The sequence below is a fragment of the Paenibacillus sp. UMB7766-LJ446 genome (genome assembly GCF_030226665.1).
GTDB classification, from domain to species: domain Bacteria; phylum Bacillota; class Bacilli; order Paenibacillales; family Paenibacillaceae; genus Paenibacillus; species Paenibacillus vandeheii.
Window position 1 is genome coordinate 167,355 of sequence record NZ_JASOYM010000004.1, and the last position, 22,868, is coordinate 190,222.

Genomic DNA, 22,868 nt, shown 5'->3' on the forward strand with positions numbered 1-22,868 from the left:
AGCTTTCTCCTCTCCCCATGCAGATATCCCATTGTTCTGGGATTGTTCGCTCTGCGTATCCTTCTATAATGAAATTAGACAAACGAAGAGTCAAGTCTAACTTGAATTGATGAGGAGTGTAGTATCGATGAACCACAATCAACTACCTATGAGCTGGGATACGGCGGATGAAAACCGTTACGAACAATCGATAGCCCTGAAAATTCCGGGTTATTCTCATATGCATGATCTGATGGAGCGACTGCTTGCCGCTTCTATCACAGGTAACAACGAAGCTGAAATACTGATTGTTGGAGCAGGGGGAGGCAAGGAGTTGGCTCTGCTTGGAACTCGCCATGCGGGATGGACGTTTACTGGAGTAGATCCTTCCCAGCAGATGCTTCAGTTAGCAGAAAGAAGAGTCCAAGAAGCCGCTATCATCGGCAGAGTGCAGCTTAAATGCAAGACACTTGAAACGCTGCCGGAAGAAGGTATATACGATGGGGCGACAAGCATGCTAATGCTGCATTTTATTCAGGGGATGGAGTCCAAAAGAAGATTCCTGTCCAACCTTGCAGCTAGACTCAAACCTGGAGCACCACTCATTATTGCAGCAGTGAATGCCGATCTTCGTTCGCCTGTATATTCAACCATGATGCAAGCCTGGCAGGATCACATGTTAAGTAATGGTGTCCAGCCTGAAGAATGGGAGCGGTTTGCAGCTTCCCTTGGCCGAGAGTCGGACCCCATCTCATCTGAACAGATGATAGAGCTTTTGGCAGAATGCGGATTCTCCCACATTACACGTTATTTCGGAGCATTCTGGGTGGAGGGATATTATGCGAAACGAATCTAAAGTGGAGTCAGTTAAAGACCAGATTTGGGTTATTGGTGGATATGGTCAAGTGGGGAAAATGATATGTACAGAGCTGGCACACTCGTTTCCAGGTAAGGTATGGGCGGCAGGTACGCGGATGAACCGGGCTGAAGAATTCAGCCGATCTACAGGTGGTATAGTTCAGCCGCTCCAATTGGATGTACGAAAAGCGATTGATCCTGTTCTGCTTCAATCCGTCAAGTTGGTGGTCATGTGTGTAGACCAGACGGATACCCGATTTGTTGAGGCTTGTGCGAAAGCAGGGACAGATTATATCGATATTTCGGCCAATTATGATTTCCTGGGTCAGGTCGAACAATTGCATTCCAAAATGCAGCGTTTCAAAGCTACAGCCATGCTCAGTGTGGGACTGTCGCCTGGTGTGACCAATCTGCTTGTGCGTGAAGCGGGAGCTCATATGGAACAAGTGGACGAAGCAGACATTACCGTTATGCTGGGCCTGGGTGAGAAACACGGGAAAGCCGCTGTAGAGTGGACTGTGGATCAGATGAATGCTACCTATCAGGTCATGAAAAAGGGTAAACCAGCCGAAGTCCAAAGTTTTCACGATGGTAAATGGATTGATTTTGGCGCAGACCTGGGTCGCAGGAAAGCATATCGGTTTAACTTTTCGGATCAGCATGTTGTTGCTCGTACACTTCGTATTCCCACGGTGTCCACCAGGTTATGTCTTGATTCCCGTTGGATAACCAGATCCATGGCGATCTCGAAACGTATGGGACTGTTCACACTGCTGCGTATTCCTTCCTTTCGAAATGGTACCGTCAAGGTATTTGGCGTTATTCCCGGAGGGGAGCCGATGTTTGCAGTCAAGGTAGATGCAGTAGGTTGGACAAAGGGCAAGCCGATCCATGTCGAACAGCTGCTGGTTGGCGAGCGTGAAGCAGATGCGACAGCAGCCGTTGCTGCGGCAGTAGCAGATCGAATGTATCGGACGGAACTGCCGCATGGTGTTTTCCACATTGAACAGTGCTTTTCTATGCAGAACATTCAGGATGCACTTCGTTTTCCATTGAAAGTAACAACGAAAATCAGCTGAATCATATATGCTGTTGGATCATTTTTTTGCTCAGACGCTCTGATCTGCTATGATGGAACAAATAATTATGGCTAGAACGGAGGGAGATCATGAACTGTATTGCTGTATTGCCTTATTACAAAATACAGAGAGAAGTGACGGGTCTCGCACAGGAAGTACTGCAGAGTGATCGGTCCATGATACTGTATTCAGACAAGATTGTTACGAAATACCGCGAGTTTCATATTACGGAAGTGTTCGACATGTCTTTTCGGAGAATGGGCAATGAAGGTGGCTTTTTCTATCTCCATACAAGCACGGGAGTCTATCCTTACATGGTCAATATTGATCCCAAGCCTTTTATCCAAACGTTCAGAACAATGACGACTCAAAAATTAACTTAATCTTGACCTTGCCGTTACGTGAAGGCTTATCCTCGAATTTGGAAGTATGGCCATCCAAACCTAGAGGAGTTGTGAAACGAATGAGTATGTTAATCCAGCAAGCCACAGTTTTAACGATGAAAGACGCCGATTCCCCTTTCACGGGGGATATTCGCATTGTAGGCGACCGCATCGCGGAGATTGCCCCCCAGATTCAGGCTCAACCGGGTGATGATATCCTAGACGGAAAACACAAATTGGCAATGCCCGGCCTGATCAATGCTCACCAGCATACTCCAATGAGTCTGTTGCGAGGATTTTCGGATGATTTGAAGCTCATGGACTGGCTTGACCGTAAAATGCTGCCCGCTGAAGCGCGGATGACTCCTGAAGATATATACTGGGGGGCACAATTATCCATCGCCGAGATGATCCGTTCAGGAACTACAGCTTACGCCGATATGTACATTCATATGAATGAAATCGCAGAAGCGGTAAAGGAAACAGGTATTCGGGCATCACTCACACGTGGAATGGTGTTCATAGAGGATGATGGGGGACGCAGATTACAAGAAGCGGTGGATTTGGTTCAACGTTGGTCTGGCAAGGCAGAGGGCCGAATTACGACGATGTATGGACCGCATTCTCCCTATACTTGCCCAGTAGAGCCTTTAAGGGAAGTAATTGAAATGGCGGAGCAAGAAAACGTACCCATCCACATTCATCTGGCTGAGACCAAAGAAGAAGTTGTAAAAATTCGTGAGCACTATGGCATGACACCTACGGAGTATTTGCAAGAGGCAGGCATGTTCGAACGTGCACACATATTGCTCGCCCATGGTGTACATCTGAATCGTAGAGATATTGGCAGACTGAAAGGCATGCGTGGCGGCGTAGCGCACAATCCGGTCAGCAATCTGAAGCTGGGCTGCGGAATCGCTCCGATTACCGAGATGATTGCACAGGGAATTAACGTGGGTCTTGGAACCGATGGAGCGGGGAGTGCGACAACCGTCGATATGTTTGAAGAGATCAAGGCTGCGACCTGGCTGCAGAAACTGGATCATGGTGATCCCGCCCGGTTGCCGGCACAAACAATCCTCCGAATGGCTACCCGGGGAAGTGCAGAGCTTCTTAATATTCAGCACGATGTAGGGGTTCTGGAAGTTGGACGTAAGGCGGACCTCATTTTGATAGATCTGATGAAACCGCATTTGCAGCCTGTTCACGAGTTGGAATCATTGCTCGCATACAGCGCGAATGGTGCAGACGTAGATACCACCATTGTGAATGGTCGTGTATTGATGAGGGGAAGGCAGCTGGTGACGATTGATGAGGAGGAGCTTTTCCGTCAGGTAAAGGTTCGGGCCAAGCGTATTGTTGAAGGGATATAATGAGAACCGGACGGATCTGAATTAAATTTAAGCAAAACAAACAAACTGAGTCCTTACAAATAGGGCTCAGTTTGCTATGTTTACATATTGCTTTTGACACCTTCAATTACTTGAAATAAGTCACTTCAAGCAGCCGAAGTGTATTTTGCAGGCAGGCGTGGGCAGCCAGTTCATTATCAGTTCACACAAATTTGTTAGAATGTGAAAAGTAAATCAAACTAATAGATAGAGTGTATGACTTGGAGAGGAAGAGATCAAGATGAGCATATTAGAAGTTAAACATGTAAAGAAATCATATACGTTGTATGGTAAAGAAAAGGTTCCCGTGCTCCATGATGTGAATTTGAGCTTTGAGACAGGAGAATTCTTCTCGATCCTTGGTGAATCGGGTTGCGGAAAGTCGACCCTTATGAATATTATTGGTGGAATGGACTCCGATTTTGAAGGGGATATTCTCGTTCGTGGAAAGAACCTAAGTGCTATGACTGAGAAGGAAATGGATGATTATCGGAAAAATAATATCGGCTTTGTGTTTCAAAATTTCAATCTGATCCCGCATCTGTCTGTGCTGGAAAATGTTACGATCGCTATGCAAATGACGGATACAAGTGAGAAGGAACGTAATAAGCGCGCTATAGATATTTTGACCGAGGTTGGACTGAAAAATCATCTGAATAAACGCCCCAATCAGCTGTCGGGTGGACAGAAACAAAGGGTATCCATTGCGCGCGCATTATCAAACAATCCAGACATTATTTTGGCCGATGAGCCAACAGGAGCGCTGGATAAGGAAAATGGAGATCAAATCCTGGCTTTACTGGACAGCATTGCGCAAAAAGGAATGCTGGTAATTGCCGTAACTCACTCGCAGAAAGTAGCTGATTCCGGTACACGTATTGTGAAGGTAGAGGAGGGACGGATTAAGGATGATATTCATTTGAAAGATCGTTCCTTGACGACCTATGAGGGTAGTAATGGGGTTTCCAGAAACCTGGGCTTATTCGCTTCTTTCAAAATGGCTCTCCAAAATATGAAACTCAACGGCAAGCGTAATGTACTGGTAGCATTGGGTGGATCGATAGGTATATTAAGCGTACTGCTGATGTTATCCTTGGGAAATGGAATTACGAGTTATATGAATAACGAAATTAATGCAAGCATGGACCCATTACTCGTGGACATCACTAAACCGAGTGAAGAAGCAAGTGACCTGCGCGGCCCGGAAGCTCTGATGGCAACAGGACAGGCATTTACAGATGCTGATATCGAAACCATTCGTAATCTTCCGAATGTGGATCATGTGGAGACGATCACCTCCGTGGATGGAAAATCGACTCTGGTGTACGAAGAACAGTCGGAGGGGCTCACTCAGTTAACGACCCTTACAGATGCTTTTGATAAAGAAACGATTACTGCAGGAACTTTTCCAGAAGGCAATCAAATCCTGTTACCATTGAAAACGGCGAATAAATTAAGTGGAAATGATCAACCTGATTCTATGATAGGCAAATCCATCCATCTATATATTAATGAAATGGATGCTAACCACAAACCGATCATTTTAGAAAAAGAAGTTACGATCTCCGGTATCTATGAAGCGGCGGGTAAACAATCACCGATGCAGCAGACTCCAGGGTATCTTCCTTCACAGACGCTGGAACAGATGTACACTGATAATGGAATGACCATTGGCCCGATTCAAGTTAATGCTTATGCAACCGATATGAAATATGTGAATGATATTAATGCCGCAGCTGTGGATGCAGGTTTCTCAGGCTCCCAAACGGCGAAAATCATGGAGCGTATCACGACCTATGTAAGCATGGCTACAATTGTTCTGGCTGGCATTGCCGGAATTTCATTAATCGTATCAGGGATTATGATATTGGTGGTGCTGTACATTAGTGTAGTGGAACGGACGAAGGAAATCGGAATTCTTCGAGCGATTGGAGCAAGGAAAAAGGATATTAAGCGAATATTCTTTTCCGAATCTGCCTTATTAGGTATATTCAGTGGTGTTATTGCCGTTATCCTTGCAGCGATCATCAGCTATGTGCTAAACATCTTCCTGGACAATGCTTTTGGAGCAAAATTGATTAATCTATCTGGATATTATATCGTGTTTGGCGTCGCTGTAAGTACATTAATCAGTATCATTGCGGGTTTGATGCCTTCATCCAAAGCTGCCAAGCTGGATCCAATGGAGTCCTTACGATATGAATAAATAAGATTAGTGAAAGGATAATAGATGAATGAACACGATTCTTGTGGTTGATGATGATTCCCATATCCGCAAATTAATTCGTATATACCTTGAAACGAATCAGTTTTCCGTAGTGGAAGCGCCAGATGGTCAAGAAGCACTGAACATCTTATCTCATACGAAAATTGATTTGGTGATTGTCGATGTGATGATGCCACGTGTAGATGGTATTGAGCTGACCGAAGATATTCGATCTTATATGGATATTCCCATTCTGATGGTGACGGCCAAAGGAGAATCCAAGGATAAAGTCAAAGGATTTAATGCAGGGTCAGACGATTATTTAGTAAAACCTTTTGATCCTGTAGAGTTAATTTTACGTGTGAAATCTTTAATGAAGAGATACAACAAGGTATCCTCGAATGTGATTCATATAGGCGGTGTAACGATTGATCTAAGCAATTTGACTGTCGCTGCAGGAGCGCAAATGGTTGAATTGAAAAAGAAGGAATGTGAATTGTTGTTTGCTTTGGCGAGTCTGCCAGGGCAAATATTCACACGCACACAGCTTATAGAAGATATATGGGGACTCGATTATGAAGGTGATGAGCGTACCGTTGATGTGCATATTAAAAGGTTAAGAGAACGGCTGGAACCCATCCCGGAACTGATTATTTCGACGATCAGAGGACTGGGATATCGTCTGGAGCTTATATGAAAATAGTGAGTAAAAGCCTGCGCCTACGAATCGTAGCTACCTTTATTGGTATTGTGATCATCAGTTTGATTCTTTCCTTCATACTAAACATGCGACCTCAGGAAAAGACACCGAATCATACCCTGGTTACCGTTGCTGAAGATATCGCTGCGATGATAAACCTGATCGATGATCCGGAAAAGGTGAAAACCGGCTTGAATATTTTTTCGCGTTACGGTTTGAATATAAATGCTGTGAATGAACAAAGTGAAGTGCTTGCTTCCTTTTCGGATGATAAAGTTCATGAATTATTCGACGAAAATACCACGAAAGCGTTTATTCTTTCCAATAAAGATGAAACAGCGTTCGTTGGTGTTCCCAGGCTGAATGATGAGAAAGATGCGCTCCTTATCACCATTAATTTTTCATCGATTTTTCATAATGTGAAACGCACACTATTTATATCACTATTAACTGTCCTGGTTATAGGAAGCTTATTAATCATGTTTATGTCAGGGTACGTGGTGAGACCTATCAAAAAACTAACGGCTGCGGCCAAGAAAATGGCATCAGGCGATCTAACGGTACGGTTGAAGCATCATAATCAGGATGAGTTTGGTGAGCTGATGGAGAGCTTTAATCACATGGCTAGTGAGCTGCAGAAAATAGACTCGGTTCGGGATGATTTTGTCAGTAACGTCTCTCATGAAATGCAGTCTCCACTTACATCGATTAGAGGATTTACAAGAGCGCTTCAAGATGGTGTCATTCCGCTGGAAGAGCAGAAAGAGCATCTGGATATCATATATGAGGAAACATTACGCCTGTCCAGGCTTAGTGATAATTTACTCCGGTTAGCCTCACTTGATTCGGAGCACCATCCGTTTAATCTCACCACATTCCAATTAGATGAACAATTAAGAAGAACGATCGTATTAGCGGAACCTCAGTGGGCGCGCAAAAATATCAAGATTGAACTGGATCTATTGCCTTGTGAAATCACGGTGGATAAAGATCTGTTTGAGCAGGTCTGGCAGAATCTAATGAACAATGCTATAAAATATACGGGTCCTGATGGGTACATCCATGTTGAAATTGAGAAGTCTACTTCATTCGTGAAGGTAACGATTAGAGATTCAGGACAAGGAATACCGGAGGAAGCCCTTCCGTATATTTTCGATCGATTTTATATGGTGGACAAAGCACGGAGCAGCGCTCTAAGAGGGAATGGATTAGGGCTTTCCATCGTAATTAAAATTTTGAAATTGCATGATTGTACAATAGATGTGGAGAGCAGGGTTGGAGAAGGAACGCAGTTTACGGTTACGATCCCCAGACCTTCGACTACACCATAAGTAATTCAATTAGCAATATTGAAGCAATTGTGGTCCTTATGAATACTGGACTCGGGTTGCCTAAATATTGCTTTTTGGTGAGTGCTTCTTGATAAATTATATATATTGTTTTGTTAAGCGGCAGATCATTTGATAATATAGAAGAGACGCTACATCAATCATTTTTTAGGTGAAAAGTAGACAAGGTAGATTCAACGTTATATTCAACCCGCTACTTCACACCTATGTGAATATATGAACATAATAATTGATTATACAAAGAATGGAGCCATCCAATGAAATATCACAATATGGAAGATTGCATTAACGATCTGGAGCAGCATGGACATTTGATTCGAGTGAAGGAAGAAGTGGACCCTCATTTGGAGATGGCAGCATTACATATGAAGGTACATGAGGCGAAAGGCCCAGCATTGCTTTTCGAAAATGTGAAAGGCTCGAAGTTCCAGGCCGTTTCGAACCTGTTCGGTACGCTGGAGCGAAGCAAATTCATGTTCCGTGGAACGCTTGAAGGTGTACAACGTGTCATGGCTGTCCGGGACGATCCAATGAAGGCACTCAAAACACCATTTCAGCATATCAGCACAGGACTTGCCGCCTGGCAGGCTCTGCCCAAGCAGAAGTCGATCAGTCTGCCAGTAACCGCACAGGAGATTCAGATTTCGGATCTGCCATTAATCAAGCATTGGCCCATGGATGGCGGAGCATTCGTTACGCTGCCTCAGGTCTATTCCGAGGACCCGGACAAGCCAGGCATCATGAACTCCAATCTGGGCATGTACCGTGTACAGCTAAGCGGAAATGATTATGAACTGAACAAGGAAATTGGACTTCACTACCAGATCCATCGCGGAATCGGAATTCATCAGGCCAAAGCAGTCAAAAAGGGAGAACCCCTGAAAGTGAGCATTTTCATCGGAGGCCCTCCGGCACATACGCTCTCTGCAGTGATGCCTTTGCCTGAAGGACTCAGTGAGATGACTTTCGCTGGCCTACTTGCCGGGCGTCGCTTCCGTTACAGCTATAAGGATGGATATTGCATCAGCAATGACGCCGATTTTGTCATCACGGGTGATATTTACCCGGACGAGACGAAGCCTGAAGGACCGTTTGGCGATCATCTGGGATATTACAGTCTGACGCATCCATTCCCGTTAATGAGAGTGCATAAAGTGTACGCCAAGCCGAACGCGATCTGGCCCTTTACCGTGGTGGGTCGGCCTCCGCAAGAGGATACCGCATTTGGGGATTTGATTCACGAAATTACGGGTGATGCCATTAAACAGGAGATTCCGGGGGTAAAAGAAGTCCATGCAGTCGATGCAGCAGGGGTTCATCCGCTTCTGTTCGCAATTGGCAGTGAACGTTATACGCCGTATCAGACGGTAAAACAGCCAACAGAGCTGCTGACGATTGCGAGTCGTATTCTGGGTACAGGCCAGCTCAGTCTGGCGAAGTATTTGTTTATCACAGCAGAGGATCAGCAACCGCTGGATACACATCGGGAAGTGGAGTTCCTGACGTATATCCTCGAACGAATGGATCTGCAGCGGGACATTCATTTCCATACCAATACAACGATTGATACGCTGGATTACTCGGGAACCGGATTGAACAGCGGCAGTAAGGTTGTATTTGCAGCCTACGGGGACAAGATCCGGGAGCTGTGCCGGGAAGTACCGGAGACATTGAAAGATATTCGAGGTTATAACAATCCACAGCTCGTGATGCCAGGAATTGTTGCTGTTCAGGGTACGCCGTTCACCAGTTATGCGGATACAGAACAGGAAATGAAGGCATTAACAGACATGCTGAAGGAAAAAGGAGATTTGTCCTCCTGTCCGATGATCGTATTATGTGACGATAGCTCTTTCCTGAGTGTGAATCTCAGCAATTTCTTGTGGGCGACATTTACCCGCAGTAACCCGTCCCATGATATGTACGGTGTAAATAGCGGCTACAACTATAAACATTGGGGCTGTGACCAGATCATTATCGATGCCAGAGTGAAGCCGCATCAGGCGCCACCGTTAATTTCGGACCCATCTGTTGAGAAGAGTATTGAACGCTTTTTTGTACAGGGAGCGAGTCTGAGTTCGATCAAAATATAGTGAAATTCAATAAAAGCCCAAAGATTTTTTTGGGCTTTTTGGTTATATATGTGTAAAACAAGATACCAGTGATCTAAATACGGATTCAAACCGGGACTTTTTTGAAAATGGGAGTGAGAATAAAGTCTTATACGTTCGTATTTCCTTTTGCGATTAAGGTCGTTTGGACTATGGAGAAAAAGAAAGATTATATCGATATAAAGTAGTATAGGGATTTATAGGACCCGATCTAACGGGTACTGTTGACTATAAATGATTGTTCAGGGGGAATACCGATTTGAGAATCCATATTATGAACCTGCAAGATGGAGACCGTCTGACTGCGGATACTTTCAGCGAAGCGGGATTACACGTTCTGGGTCAGGGTACTGTGATCAAAAGTGAAGATATCACCTTGCTGATGCAGCACCGCGTGGACTATGTGGATATTGAACCACGCGAGGAAGAGATCACGGAAGCGGAATTCTTTGCTGCTGCGGCAAAATTTGCATCTGGAGCAAGCACAAGCACCAAGGAAGAACCGCCTGAAGAAGAAATGAAATCCCAATTTATACAAACCGTACATAACTATCAATCTGCATTTCTCGAAGCGCTGACTGTAGGCAAGTTCAACGCAACAATGGTGGATGATGCACTTCAACCAATGGTGGAGGGACTGGACGAGCAAAAGGATGTCGTACATCTCCTGATGATGCTGGAACGGGATGATGTCAATAACTACACGCATTCCATTCAGGTTGGACTGTTGTCATTTTACCTGGCCAACTGGCTTGGTTATTCTCAAAAAGAGAGTTACCAGATCAGTCGTGGTGGCTATCTTCATGATATTGGCAAGTGCAAAGTATCCCACCGGATTCGCAACAAGACGGAACCGTTAACCGCAGATGAACAGCTTGAATTGCAGCGTCATACGATCTATGGGCATGATATTATCAAAAGTTCCATGACGGATGAAGCCACTGCGCTGGTAGCTCTTCAGCATCATGAACTGGAGGATGGTACCGGTTATCCGATGCAACTTAAAAAAGAAGAAATTCACCCATATACACAGATCGTATCTGTCGCCGACATATACATCGGGATGAGATCCGGCAGTCACGGAACCAGCAATCCGAATCTGATCAACAACCTGCGTGATATCTATGCGATGGGATTTGGCAAATTGAATGAAAAGCCGGTTCAGGCCTTGATGCAGCATCTGCTTCCTAATTTTATTGGTAAACAAGTGCTTCTGAGCAACGGCGAGCGGGGCGTGATTGTCATGAACAATACATCCGATATTTTCAAACCACTGATCAAGGTGGAGTCGGAACAATATCGTGATCTGTCCAAAGAGCGCACGCTTGCCATTAATGAGTTAATCATCTGAGTTTGAAAATAATTGAATTCATACGAAAACGGGCCTCCTGTACGATGACAGGGGACCCTTTTTTTATCCTACCCCTGACGTTGTTCTTCACGGGGACCAGGAGTATACTTTGCAAAGACCTTAATTTTCCTTTTTAGGAAAAGGAGAGATAGTCCTTGATTGAAGTGGTAACCGAGATTACGATACATGCTCCCATTGAGCGATGCTTTGACTATGCAAGGGATATTGATATTCATACCCGGACGGTCTGGAAACATACCCGTGAGCGGGCTATAGCAGGTGTTATAACGGGAAAAATTGGCGAAGGCGATACGGTAACTTTCGAGGCAAGCCATTTCGGGATAAGGCAGAAGCTGACTTCCCGGATCGCCGAGTACAATCGGCCGCATCTTTTTGTGGATCAGATGGAGAAAGGCGCCTTCAAGAGCATGAGACATGAACACAGCTTCAGTAAGCTTGGCGAGCAGACCACTTATTGTGAGAGACACACTGAGATTTGAAGCTCCTCTTGGTGTTCTGGGATGGGTTGCAGAGCGTTTTGTACTCAAGAGGTACATGCAGGCTTTTCTGGAGAGTCGTAATTTGAAACTTAAGGCGTTGCTTGAGAGCCACAGGTAGAGCCGATCTGTTAAGAGGAGATGATAGGTGATGGATAACGAATACGTTGTAGGTTGGGGCACGCTTGCCCTTATTAATGCCGGACTTGCTCAGGGAAAAAACAGAAGTGGACGTAACTGGTTTCTGATTTCCCTGTTATTTGGTCCGTTTAGCCACTCTGTTTATCGTTGTGTGGAATAAGCTGGATTAATTTAGTGCCCCGTATTCCGATGGCTGTAACGATCAAAAACCCAGAACAGAAGCGCAGCGGCACTAACGCCTGCACCCAGCAAGCAAACACCAGTCCAACCTGCCCAGGCGTACACTTGAGTGGAAGCGATGGAGCCGGTAGCACTGCCTATCGAATAAAAGATCATATAGGCGCCCGTTAAACGGCTCTGCGCCTCAGGTCGAACTTCATAGATCAAGCTCTGGTTGGTGACATGCACGGCCTGCACGGCAAGGTCCAGCATAATTACCCCGGCTACAAGCAGCCATAAAGAGTGGTGAACATAGCCTATAGGAAGCCAGGATAGAAGCAATATGACAAGGGCGACGCCCGTCGTCTTTTGTCCAAGTCCCCGATCAGCCAGTTTTCCTGCACGTGCAGCAGCCAGTGCGCCAGCAGCTCCCGCGAGACCAAAGGCTCCAATAGCAGTATGTGAGAGGGAGAATGGTGCAGCACTTAGGGGTAAAACCATGGAAGTCCACAAGGTGCTGAAGGCTGCGAAAATCAACATGGCAAGAATGCCGCGTACTCGAAGAACAGGCAGTTCACGGTACAATTGCAGGACAGAAACGATCAATTGGGTGTAGCTTAGTTTTTCTCGCTCCGGTTCGTGTTTGGGGAGTACAAGAAACAGGGTGATAATCCCCAGTAACGTCAGACTGGCAGAGAAGAGATAGACCGATCTCCAGCCAATCCAATCATTTAAGGTACCTGCAATGGTTCGCGCCAGCAATATGCCGATGACAATCCCGCTAGTGACCAGACCGACGATGCGCCCTCGTTCAGACGGTGCAGCGAGGGAGGCGGCAAAGGCAACAAGTGTTTGAGTAATGACGGCGAGCAGCCCGATAGCCGCCATTCCAATGAATAAAATTCGGCTGGATGCTGAGGTACCGACTGCAATCAGGGCGATTACGGATAAAAGCATCTGGATGATGATCAGCTTGCGCCGATTCAACAGATCACCGAGGGGAACGAGTAATAGCAACCCGAGGGCGTAACAGACCTGGGTTACGGTGATAACGATCCCAATGGATGAATGAGCGAGACTGAACTCCTCAGCAATGGAGTCGAGCAAAGGCTGGGCATAATAAATATTGGCTACTGCCAGTCCACTGCAAAGGGCAAATAACAGCGCCACAAGCCGGGACATGCTCGGACGTCCTTCGTTGGAGGGATGTGTTAGATAAGATGGATTTTGCATGAATGATTCACCTTTCGTATTCGAATGTGGTACGTTAGGAGCGGAATGAATACTGTTGGATTTAAATATACTGATCAGTACATTATGATTCGGAATAAACATACTTCATGCTTTGAGATGATGTCAAGAGTTGAAGGGATAAGACTATATTCTTTTTAGTATATTGAGATGGGTTTGACACGGGAATTCAGTATAGCTTAGAATTGTTTTATACTGATCGATACACAAAGAGGGTGATTGCATGGTTAGACAACGGGAATTTGATACGGATAAGGCCTTGGAAGCAGCAATGCAGACATTTTGGGATAAAGGATTTGAAGCGACATCCTTAAGTGATCTGACGACGGCCATGGGTATTCAGCGCCCCAGTCTATATGCGGCTTTTGGTGACAAAAAGGAATTGTTTGAAACGGCACTTCGCAGGTATACGACTTTGCATGCCGCTCAGGTCAGATCCAGACTTCAGCATACATCCTCTGTAAAAGAGGCCTTCCGTGCATTGTTTGAACATATTGGAGCGGAAGGGGATGTAACAGATCCTCGTCACGGCTGTTTTTGCATCAATACGATGGTTGAACTGGCTCCGCATGATCCTAAATTGGCTGTTCTTACACGGGAGCACCAGATGTATCTGGCGGCGATTTTCAAGGAGACGATTGAACGGGGACAGGAAACCGGGGAATTGTCTGATGATCTTGACGCAATTGCGCTCTCCAAGTCTCTGGTTGTATCGATGATTGGATTAACCGTTATGATGAAATCGGAGCCGGACCGTTTATTTGTGCAGCAGAGTATAAAGGTTACGTTATCGTTGCTTGAGGCATAAGTGGAGGATTTCTTCTATAGAAGGGGTGTTCATATGGAACGTTATGAAGGCAAGAAGCGGGAGCCTGCTCCTGCTTTTTTTGTGTCTGAGGGCATTGGGCAGATGGGGGCTGAGTTGATACAATACAGATAGGGTATAGATTAAATTAGGAATGTATATTATGAGTTACATATGCGGGGTAACATTTTCAAACATTGTTCGATGATGCACATATATGAGGAGGAGATTCAACCATGCAGACGAAGTTGCGTTGTGCCATATTGGATGATTATCAGAATGTTGCCCTTTCTTCAGCGGATTGGACTCCGATCCTGGATCGGGTTGAGGTTCAGACGTTTAATCATTACCTGGGATCAGAAGAGAAGGTTGTTCAGGAACTGCGGGATTTTGAAGTGATTGTGTTGATGCGTGAACGTACACCTTTCCCTGAATCCGTGATCACTCAATTGCCGAAACTCAAGCTTCTGATTACAAGCGGCATGCGTAATGCCTCCATTGACCTCCAAGCTGCGGAAACAAACGGTGTCATCGTCTGTGGCACGGAAGGAAGCTCCAATCCCCCCACCGAACTGACATGGGCGCTGATTCTGGGCCTGTCCAGACAGTTGGTGACCGAAAATAACGCGCTGCGTTCGAATCGAAACTGGCAGAGTACAGTGGGCATGGACTTGTACGGAAAAACATTGGGACTGCTCGGATTAGGCAAGATTGGCAGCCGAATGGCACAGATTGCACAAGCCTTTGGCATGAAAGTGGTCGCCTGGAGTGAGAATTTGACACAGGCAAGAGCAGAAGAACAGGGAGTTCAATGGGCAGAGACCAAGGAACAGCTGCTTGAACAAAGTGATATAGTTTCCATTCATCTGGTGCTCAGTGACCGCACTCGTAATCTGATTGGACGAGCCGAGTTCCAACGGATGAAAAATACTGCTTTATTAATCAATACGTCTCGTGCAGGCATTGTGGATCAAGAGGCGATGGTCGAGGCTTTACAGAATGAGTGGATTGCTGGGGCAGGTCTCGACGTATATGAACAGGAGCCTCTTCCTGTAAATCATATTCTGCGCACATTGCCTAATCTCTTGGCAACGCCGCACATTGGTTACGTAACTCAAGGTAACTATGCTATTTATTTTAACCATACTGTAGAAGATATTGAGATGTTCCTGAAGGGTACACCGATTAGACAACTGCTTCCGAAAAAGTGATTGCTCGTAGGTGGGGCTGAGCTATAAATGTGTGGTGTTTGAAGATGAAAAAAGGTGTTTCTCAGGACTGAAATTCATTCCTGGAGAACACCTCTTTTTGTGTTATTCGAATGTTGTCAAATAGATCCGTGTCTTTACGACAATGCTTAGGCTTGTGGTTCTTGTGATGATGAACGGATCATGGCAACACTGGACTCGCGCACAATTAACCTTGGCTCGAATTGAATATGCTCGTAATCGGTGGTACTCATCTCTCGAATTCGCTTTAACAGCAATTCCGTTGCAAGTCTGGCCACTTCTTCGCCCATAATCGAGACTGAACTGATCTGGGGAGACGAAACGGTAGTAAATTGGTTGTTGTCAACGCCCACAACAGCAATATCTTCGGGCACACGAACGCCCAGTTCTTTAAACCGATTGACCAATCCGATGGCAACCATATCATTAATGGCGTATACGGCATCTGGCATGTGAGTCAGCCCATGAAAGTAATCCGCTGCATTGGCTCCCGTATTCAATGAAAAATCTTCTCCGAAATAAACGAGGGAGATATCTACATGACCTACGGCCTTCTCATAAGCCCGATAACGTTCTTCGATAATGTCTTTAGGGGCACCGGCGTAGGCGATGCGGGTCCGCCCAATTTTAATCAGATGTTCCATAACCAGTTTCCCTTCGGGTTGTGAAAGAGAAACGACATCTGCTTTCATGCCAGGCTCCAGCTTTTTACCGTAATTAATCATGGAAATGGGAAGGGGCGCTTTATCAATTAGGCCAGGCAATGTTTTGGGATAGGCCAAAGGCATGAAAATAAGCCCGTCCACGTGCAGTTTTTTGATGTTACGAATGGTTTCCAGTTCCGTTCTTGCATTGCCCGCCGTATTGATTTGAACCACATGATAGCCATGCTGCTTCGCTGTTTGTTCAACAGACCAGGAAATCTCGGGAATAATGGCGTTGCGTATGTCAGGTACAACCAGTGCAATCTGATGCGTCTGGCGTATTTTTAGACTCTGGGCAGAGGTATTGGGGACAAAACCAAGCTCCTCAATGGCCTGCATGACTTTCTCACGTGTTTTGCTGCTGATACCTTCCGAGTTGTTGATGGCTCTGGAGACGGTAGCAATGCCTACACCTGCAAGTTCTGCAACGTCCTTGATCGTAACCTTCTGATCTTTATTCACGTTTAGTTAACCTCACTTCAATCGGAAACGATTCCGAATTTTGAAAATATGTACAAATGGAATGACCAAACTATACCTTGATTATAACATTTGAGCAAACAAGTATCCTGTGAATACGATTGAAAGATCATAGTTGTCTATTGTTCCAAAAGAGCTGATTATTCCTTTTGAAAAAAAGTATCCCAAAAAATCTGGGGATAATAGCGCTCGGAGGGTGTTTTGTTCTCGGAGTGGCAGGGGTATTGAAGGCTGGCTTTACCCCAGAATTATCGGCGTAAAATTCATAATATAGACATAAGTGTGACAAATTATGTTTGACAGTCTATTTAAAATGTGACATATTTGATTTACGGAAACGTTTCCGATTATATCAAAACTTATGATCTGGGAGATGAAACAAATGAAAGCATTGCGTTGGCACGGAGTAAAAGATTTGCGTCTCGAAAATATTGATGAACCCCGCCCTGAACAGGGAAAGGTTAAAATAAAAGTGGAGTGGTGTGGAATCTGTGGCAGTGATTTGCACGAGTACACTGCTGGCCCGATCTTCATTCCGGCTCAAGCACCGCATCCGCTAACAGGGGAACAAGCACCTGTTGTGATGGGGCATGAGTTTTCAGGACAAGTCGTTGAAGTAGGCGAAGGCGTGACACGTTTTCAGGCAGGTGATCGCGTTGTGGTTGAACCGATCTATGCATGCGGTCATTGTGAAGCCTGCAAGCAAGGAAAGTATAATTTATGCGATCAGATGGGTTTCTTGGGCCTTGCTGGGGGAGGCGGAGGTTTCTCGGAGTATGTAACGGCTGAGGAAAATATGGTGCATGCCATTCCGGATTCCATCTCGTACGAGCAAGGAGCTTTGGTGGAGCCTTCCGCAGTAGCTCTTCATGCTGTGCGTCAGAGCAAACTGAAAGTCGGCGACACTGCGGCTGTTTTTGGTGCGGGTCCGATCGGTTTGCTGGTTATTGAAGCGCTGAAAGCTTCTGGTGCATCGAATATTTATGTCGTTGAATTATCCGAGGAACGTAAAGCCAAAGCGGAAGAACTTGGCGCTATCGTTATTGATCCTGCACAATACAATGTTGTGGAAGAAATTCATGCACGGACTCAAGGCGGGGTGAACGTAGCTTATGAAGTGACCGGTGTTCCACGGGTACTGCAGCAAGCGATTGATTCAACACGTATTGGTGGTGAATTGATGATCGTCAGCATTTTTGAACAGGAAGCACCGATTCTGCCAAACTCCATTGTCATGAAGGAGCGTACGGTCAATGGCATTATCGGTTACCGTGATGTATTCCCGGCTGTCATTAGTCTGATGGCTAAAGGTTTCTTCCCGGCAGACAAGCTGGTAACCAAACGAATTAGCCTGGACGAAGTGGTAGAGCATGGATTTGAAGCACTGCTCAAAGAGAAAAACCAGGTTAAAATTCTGGTGAAAGCAGAGTAAATTCCAGGCCAATAACATCAGAATATAATAGAGTGGAAGTCAGCAAATGGAGATAGGCAACCCAGTTGGAGTTCAACTGGAGCTGATGCTCACTTAGCAGGCATGCACTTGAATTATGACGAATAGACAACGCATCTCTGGATGCGATTGTCTATTTTTTTTGCACAAATCGGGCGGAATTGATTGCAAGTAGGTTTCGTTTTACATAATATGAAAAGATACAAATTGTATCATTTCGGTGTAAAGGTGTTATTTACTAAATGAAGGAGGAAGCGGACATGCAGAGGAATACGAAATGGGCAGCTGTGATTTTGACCCTCGTTGCAGGTATGGGGTGGCTGCTTATGGGCAATTCGAAACCCAAGAATAATACTGTAACAGAGCAGCCGACTGCCGAACGGATGCTTGCCAAGGTGTCCAATGCGCCTATCACATCCGCCGATGTGACGTCCAAGATTGAGCTGCTTGGAAGGCCTTTTAAGAAAGCGCCTTATGCCAATAATGTCTGGGATTTGCAACTGTACAGAGGAAAAATATATATGGGGCATGGGAACAGCAGTAATTTAGGTGTTTCACCCAATGCGGGCCCAATTCCGGTCATTTATTACGACACAGCCACTCCCAAATTTGTAACCCAATCCGTTACGAATAGAAATCCGAGCATCGTTCCTTCGACCAAAAAGTTTGTGGATGAGGAACAGATTGACATTTACAAAGTGCTAAATGACAAATTGTATATTCCCGGAAATGATTCGGATGGCGAGCAGTGGGATATGGGGAACTTCTACCGATTGGATGGAGATGTATGGACCAAGTATCGCAATCTGCCGCTGGGTGTACATGTGTACGATTTGGCGTCCTATCAGGGCAAACTGTTTGCAGCACTGGGTACCGAGCAGAAACCTACCGTATTAATCTCTCATGATCAAGGTGAAAGCTGGCAAAAATTCGCCACCATCAATACATTTGGCTTCAGGGCGTATACTCTGTTTGAAATCAAGGGCAAATTATATGCATCCGGTATGATGTATCCTGCCAATAATATTTGGGGCGATAAAACGAATATATTAGAGATTAATGAGAAGCTTGAAAAGAAAGACGTGCTCATCTATGGCAGCAAAATGCTTCCAGGGCTATCCTATCAAACGGGAACAGTCCCCTATAATAAAATCGGAAAAAATATTAATTTCAAAAATAAGCTGCTCTATATTGCCGGAGGGGTATTCAATGACGGGCAGCTGTTACCCAAATCCTTGAATATCATGACTGATATTAATCAGGCAAAGCGCGTCATTTTGCCGGATACCCAGGCCCTTCCTACTGATCTGCTGCTGAGAGATGGTAAAGTCTATGTGCTTACCTACACACGTAAAAGTGCGAATCTCTATATAAACCGCGTATATCAATCGACGGATCTGAACACATGGAATGAAATTCTCCGTTTCAACCAGGACACGTACGCCAGGTCTTTTGAAGAACACGAAGGTGATTTCTACTTTGGGCTAGGCACGGACCCCGATGTTCTATCCACTTCATCAGGCAAATTGCTAAGAGTTAATCGCAATGATATCCCTGCTAATTCTAAGTAAACGTAAGGAAGATTATGGATATTATATACTATGCTGCATCCACATTTTTGGTTACAGCGAGGGCAATTTAGAATAAAAGTAGGGCAGGCCGAAATGGTAGAGCTTCTTAGAAGAAGCTACATCGAGCTTGCTCTATTTTTGTGTTCAAAAGGCCATTAATTTCTTTCAAAAATTTGAAAATAAAAATCAGAAACTATAATATAGAAAGGAGATATCTTAATCGACTCGCTGAAAAACATCTGTGGTAGTTATACAATAGCATGTGCTAGAACGTGTACATGTTTTCTTCCAATCTGATCGTAAAGGAGCAATACACAATGAATGTACCGACCGCTTTGTTTAAACCATTTACCTCGGACAAGCTCACCCTGTCCAACCGGATCGTCATGGCGCCCATGACTCGTGGATTTTCACCCGAAGGCGTACCCGGACCAGAGGTCGTGGAATACTATCGTCGCAGAGCAGCCGGAGGTGTAGGGCTGATCATTACCGAAGGAACAGGAATTAACCACCCTTCATCCATTAGTGGCGCAAGCATTCCGCTGTTCCATGGCGAAGAATCGCTGGAGGGTTGGGCGAATGTAGTCAAGGCAGTCCATGCAGCAGGTGGCAAAATTATGCCACAATTGTGGCATGTGGGCACAGCTCGTCGTTCGGGCGATCTGCCTAATGCAGAAGCTGAGCCAGTAGGTCCATCGGGACAGAGTATGGCAGGTGAACCGGAGAGAGAACCGCTGACAGAGGACGAAATCAAGGGTCTTATCCAGGCGTATGTACAGGCAGCAGCCGATGCACAGCGCATCGGTTTCGATGGTATTGAACTTCACGGAGCTCATGGTTACCTGATTGATCAATTTTTCTGGGAACACACCAACCGTCGTACGGATAAGTACGGAGGCGATCTGGTGCAGCGCACGCGTTTTGCTGTCGAAGTTATTGAAGCATGTCGAGCTGCTGTAGGTCCTGACTTTCCGATCATGCTTCGTTTCTCCCAATGGAAAATGGGGAACTATGACGCACGTTTGGTGGAATCACCAGAACAACTGGAGCAGTTCCTTGCCCCTCTGACGGCTGCAGGCGTAGATATTTTCCATTGCTCAACACGTCGTTTCTGGCTGCCGGAATTCGAAGGCTCAGAGCTGAATCTGGCAGGCTGGACACAGAAAATAAGTGGCAAACCGGCGATCTCTGTTGGATCAGTAGGGCTTGAAGCGGAATTCGTTGATCGAGCGAATGAAAACCAGGGGGCTGGCGATGCTCACCTGGATCAATTGAACGAGAAAATGGAGAAAAATGAATTTGATTTGATCGCATTGGGGCGTGTACTGTTGAGTGATCCGGAATGGCCGAACAAAGTTCGCGAAGGACGCCAGTCCGAAATCGTACCCTTTACAACAGAAGTGTTGCAAACACTCTATTAAGAGAACTTTCAGAAAAGGTTTGTAAGAACAAACGCCATTGGCAACGAAAACTGAAAACAAACGTGAAGCCGCCGAAGGGTGGCTTTTTCACCTTCCTACAATAATAATTTCATCATATGAAAAATTCATAATAGAAAATCGTTTTTCGCACCGCTGACACCTTTTCTCATCTCCTTCAATCACACACGCCCAAAGTAATAACACCATGAAGTACCACACTTTAACCCCAAAAGGGGAATTTTTTTCGTTATTCCGACTACATTATCTTTTTTTGTGCGCGAGCTGTCTCCATTTTGAAAATGAAGCACCTTATGATAAGGTTATGCCTGAACCATATTCAGTCGGAATGACAACAACGCTTAAGGAGGATGACATCCTTGTATATCCATAGTCGCAATTCAAAAAACAAACACATAAACACGCTTCATACGCTGTTCCTTCTATTCGGAATACTCCTGCTTTTATCTGCATGTGGGCAGTCGCAGAAGCCTTCCTCGTCAGAGCAAAGCAACCATAATACCGGAACGAAGACAGATGCGAATTCAAACGCAGGCGCAAATGATCAGGATGATCAGCAGAATACAGTGCCGCCGCAGGAGGAAAAAGATCCGGTACAAGAGCAGCTCAATCAATTGTCTTTGGATGAGAAGGTCGGACAAATGATTCTCGCAGGTGTTCAAGGGACCACTTTGGATGCCCAAGCGAAACAGATGATCATGGATCAGAAGGTGGGAGGCATTATTTTCTATGCCAATAACGTCTCAACCCTTCAGGGGACAGCAAAGTTTGTGCAATCCATTAAGGATGCCAATCGTTCCAATCCGGTTCCGATCTTCATGAGTGTGGATCAGGAGGGTGGCAAAGTGAGTCGTATGCCGGAAACGGTAGAGTCCATCCCTTCCAACGGGAAAGTCGGTAAGACGAAGGATGCTGATTTGGCTGAAACGATGGGTAAATTGTTGGCAAGACAAATTCAGCTTGTTGGCTTTAACGTTGATTTTGCTCCGGTGCTGGATATAAACAGTAATCCGAATAACCCGGTAATTGGGGATCGTTCATTTGGAAGCTCAGCCAGTCTGGTATCCAAAATGGGTATAGCCGAGATGAAGGGGCTGCGCAGCGAAGGGATTATTCCTGTGGTGAAGCATTTTCCTGGTCATGGGGACACGTCCGTGGACTCCCATCTGGATCTGCCTGTCGTGAACAAAACAGAAAAGCAGCTTGCCGAGCTCGAATGGATTCCGTTTGAGGCTGCGGTGAAGGAACAGGTGGAAGCGGTTATGGTAGCTCATATTCTGTTTCCGAAACTCGATCCCGACCATCCGGCCTCCTTGTCGGATGTCATCATTGGTCAGCATTTACGTGGCAAATTCAAGTATGACGGTGTGGTCATCACAGATGATCTGAGCATGGGCGCAATCGCGAAAAATTACAAACTGGACGATGCCGCCGTGGCTACGGTTCAGGCAGGGAGCGATATTCTGCTGGTAGCTCACAGTTATGAGAGTGCCAAGACTATTTTTGATACGTTGAAGAGCGCGGTGAAGTCAGGGAAGATTTCCGAATCTCGCATTGATGAAAGTGTCTATCGAATTCTGGCGTTGAAACAGAAGTATAACATGTCTGATGAGAAGCAGTCGTCTGGAGATTTGAAGCAGCTGAACGCTGACATTCTGGATTGGCGCAAGCAGGTCGATGCCCGATAGTACCCACCTGTGTTATGATTTTGGAAAGAGAATCGCATATTCCATTA

At 45.5% G+C, this 22,868-nt stretch carries 19 protein-coding genes; 17 read left to right on the top strand and 2 right to left on the bottom strand.

The annotated features are described in order from the left end of the window. Positions 1-127 precede the first annotated feature (127 nt). The 11 genes from QP794_RS11915 to QP794_RS11965 all read left to right on the top strand — a co-directional run bounded on the left by QP794_RS11915 (position 128) and on the right by QP794_RS11965 (position 12,205). Positions 128-835: a class I SAM-dependent methyltransferase gene (locus QP794_RS11915; protein WP_285076756.1), complete on the top strand. Its 708-nt coding sequence runs from the start codon at positions 128-130 to the stop codon at positions 833-835. After that, positions 819-1,916, top strand: coding sequence for a saccharopine dehydrogenase family protein (locus QP794_RS11920; protein ID WP_285076758.1), 1,098 nt, complete (start codon positions 819-821; stop codon positions 1,914-1,916). The genes QP794_RS11915 and QP794_RS11920 overlap by 17 nt, the downstream gene beginning before the upstream one ends. 89 nt (positions 1,917-2,005) lie before the next feature. After that, positions 2,006-2,299: a hypothetical protein gene (locus tag QP794_RS11925; RefSeq protein ID WP_024633786.1), complete on the top strand. Its 294-nt coding sequence runs from the start codon at positions 2,006-2,008 to the stop codon at positions 2,297-2,299. 80 nt (positions 2,300-2,379) lie between these two features. After that, positions 2,380-3,672, top strand: a complete 1,293-nt coding sequence (locus tag QP794_RS11930) for an amidohydrolase (protein ID WP_285076760.1) — start codon at positions 2,380-2,382, stop codon at positions 3,670-3,672. Positions 3,673-3,931: 259 nt separating this feature from the next. Further along, on the top strand, positions 3,932-5,896 hold the full coding sequence (locus QP794_RS11935) for an ABC transporter ATP-binding protein/permease (RefSeq protein ID WP_285076762.1): 1,965 nt from the start codon (positions 3,932-3,934) through the stop codon (positions 5,894-5,896). 28 nt (positions 5,897-5,924) lie between these two features. After that, the gene (locus QP794_RS11940) at positions 5,925-6,593 is read left to right on the top strand and encodes a response regulator transcription factor (RefSeq protein WP_285076763.1); all 669 of its coding nucleotides are present in this window, start codon (positions 5,925-5,927) and stop codon (positions 6,591-6,593) included. 5 nt (positions 6,594-6,598) lie between these two features. Beyond that, entirely contained in the window at positions 6,599-7,927 is a 1,329-nt protein-coding gene (locus QP794_RS11945) for a sensor histidine kinase (protein ID WP_285076765.1), read from the top strand. Between the two features lie 275 nt (positions 7,928-8,202). After that, positions 8,203-10,038 (top strand): UbiD family decarboxylase, encoded by a 1,836-nt coding sequence (locus QP794_RS11950; RefSeq protein ID WP_285076766.1) that lies wholly within the window; start codon positions 8,203-8,205, stop codon positions 10,036-10,038. 277 nt (positions 10,039-10,315) lie between these two features. Next, positions 10,316-11,407: an HD-GYP domain-containing protein gene (locus tag QP794_RS11955; protein WP_285076769.1), complete on the top strand. Its 1,092-nt coding sequence runs from the start codon at positions 10,316-10,318 to the stop codon at positions 11,405-11,407. A 155-nt stretch (positions 11,408-11,562) separates the two neighbouring features. Beyond that, on the top strand, positions 11,563-11,907 hold the full coding sequence (locus tag QP794_RS11960; protein ID WP_350338864.1) for an SRPBCC family protein: 345 nt from the start codon (positions 11,563-11,565) through the stop codon (positions 11,905-11,907). A gap of 148 nt (positions 11,908-12,055) precedes the next feature. Continuing rightward, entirely contained in the window at positions 12,056-12,205 is a 150-nt protein-coding gene (locus QP794_RS11965; protein ID WP_285076771.1) for a hypothetical protein, read from the top strand. A gap of 11 nt (positions 12,206-12,216) precedes the next feature. Here QP794_RS11965 and QP794_RS11970 read toward each other — a convergent pair whose 3' ends face one another. Next, entirely contained in the window at positions 12,217-13,437 is a 1,221-nt protein-coding gene (locus tag QP794_RS11970) for an MFS transporter (protein WP_285076773.1), read from the bottom strand. Between the two features lie 241 nt (positions 13,438-13,678). On the opposite strand from QP794_RS11970, the gene QP794_RS11975 reads away from it, so the two are divergent. Both QP794_RS11975 and QP794_RS11980 read left to right on the top strand, forming a co-directional pair. After that, positions 13,679-14,263, top strand: a complete 585-nt coding sequence (locus QP794_RS11975; RefSeq protein ID WP_285076775.1) for a TetR/AcrR family transcriptional regulator — start codon at positions 13,679-13,681, stop codon at positions 14,261-14,263. 233 nt (positions 14,264-14,496) lie between these two features. Then, the gene (locus tag QP794_RS11980; protein ID WP_285076777.1) at positions 14,497-15,471 is read left to right on the top strand and encodes a D-2-hydroxyacid dehydrogenase family protein; all 975 of its coding nucleotides are present in this window, start codon (positions 14,497-14,499) and stop codon (positions 15,469-15,471) included. A 146-nt stretch (positions 15,472-15,617) separates the two neighbouring features. On the opposite strand, the gene QP794_RS11985 is transcribed toward QP794_RS11980, so the two are convergent. Then, positions 15,618-16,655: a LacI family DNA-binding transcriptional regulator gene (locus QP794_RS11985; RefSeq protein ID WP_285076779.1), complete on the bottom strand. Its 1,038-nt coding sequence runs from the start codon at positions 16,653-16,655 to the stop codon at positions 15,618-15,620. 400 nt (positions 16,656-17,055) lie between these two features. Here QP794_RS11985 and QP794_RS11990 point away from each other — a divergent pair, with 400 nt between their 5' ends. The 4 genes from QP794_RS11990 to nagZ all read left to right on the top strand — a co-directional run bounded on the left by QP794_RS11990 (position 17,056) and on the right by nagZ (position 22,821). After that, positions 17,056-18,105 carry a 2,3-butanediol dehydrogenase gene (locus QP794_RS11990; protein WP_285076781.1) on the top strand — a complete coding sequence of 350 codons (1,050 nt, stop codon included), beginning with the start codon at positions 17,056-17,058 and terminating at the stop codon, positions 18,103-18,105. 278 nt (positions 18,106-18,383) lie between these two features. Continuing rightward, positions 18,384-19,694 (top strand): hypothetical protein, encoded by a 1,311-nt coding sequence (locus QP794_RS11995; RefSeq protein WP_285076782.1) that lies wholly within the window; start codon positions 18,384-18,386, stop codon positions 19,692-19,694. A gap of 317 nt (positions 19,695-20,011) precedes the next feature. Continuing rightward, the gene (locus QP794_RS12000) at positions 20,012-21,115 is read left to right on the top strand and encodes an NADH:flavin oxidoreductase (RefSeq protein WP_285076784.1); all 1,104 of its coding nucleotides are present in this window, start codon (positions 20,012-20,014) and stop codon (positions 21,113-21,115) included. A gap of 377 nt (positions 21,116-21,492) precedes the next feature. Further along, on the top strand, positions 21,493-22,821 hold the full coding sequence (gene nagZ, locus QP794_RS12005; RefSeq protein WP_285076786.1) for a beta-N-acetylhexosaminidase: 1,329 nt from the start codon (positions 21,493-21,495) through the stop codon (positions 22,819-22,821). Positions 22,822-22,868: the final 47 nt, after the last annotated feature.

What these genes read in the sequence shown, in the direction of transcription:
- QP794_RS12000 (WP_285076784.1), top strand. Translation starts at nt 20,012, where the DNA reads ATGAATGTACCGACCGCTTTGTTTAAACCATTTACCTCGGACAAGCTC.
- QP794_RS11925 (WP_024633786.1), top strand. Translation starts at nt 2,006, where the DNA reads ATGAACTGTATTGCTGTATTGCCTTATTACAAAATACAGAGAGAAGTG.
- QP794_RS11990 (WP_285076781.1), top strand. Translation starts at nt 17,056, where the DNA reads ATGAAAGCATTGCGTTGGCACGGAGTAAAAGATTTGCGTCTCGAAAAT.
- QP794_RS11940 (WP_285076763.1), top strand. Translation starts at nt 5,925, where the DNA reads ATGAACACGATTCTTGTGGTTGATGATGATTCCCATATCCGCAAATTA.
- QP794_RS11995 (WP_285076782.1), top strand. Translation starts at nt 18,384, where the DNA reads ATGCAGAGGAATACGAAATGGGCAGCTGTGATTTTGACCCTCGTTGCA.
- QP794_RS11980 (WP_285076777.1), top strand. Translation starts at nt 14,497, where the DNA reads ATGCAGACGAAGTTGCGTTGTGCCATATTGGATGATTATCAGAATGTT.
- QP794_RS11930 (WP_285076760.1), top strand. Translation starts at nt 2,380, where the DNA reads ATGAGTATGTTAATCCAGCAAGCCACAGTTTTAACGATGAAAGACGCC.
- QP794_RS11920 (WP_285076758.1), top strand. Translation starts at nt 819, where the DNA reads ATGCGAAACGAATCTAAAGTGGAGTCAGTTAAAGACCAGATTTGGGTT.
- QP794_RS11950 (WP_285076766.1), top strand. Translation starts at nt 8,203, where the DNA reads ATGAAATATCACAATATGGAAGATTGCATTAACGATCTGGAGCAGCAT.
- QP794_RS11935 (WP_285076762.1), top strand. Translation starts at nt 3,932, where the DNA reads ATGAGCATATTAGAAGTTAAACATGTAAAGAAATCATATACGTTGTAT.
- QP794_RS11915 (WP_285076756.1), top strand. Translation starts at nt 128, where the DNA reads ATGAACCACAATCAACTACCTATGAGCTGGGATACGGCGGATGAAAAC.
- QP794_RS11970 (WP_285076773.1), bottom strand. Translation starts at nt 13,437, where the DNA reads ATGCAAAATCCATCTTATCTAACACATCCCTCCAACGAAGGACGTCCG.
- QP794_RS11975 (WP_285076775.1), top strand. Translation starts at nt 13,679, where the DNA reads ATGGTTAGACAACGGGAATTTGATACGGATAAGGCCTTGGAAGCAGCA.
- QP794_RS11965 (WP_285076771.1), top strand. Translation starts at nt 12,056, where the DNA reads ATGGATAACGAATACGTTGTAGGTTGGGGCACGCTTGCCCTTATTAAT.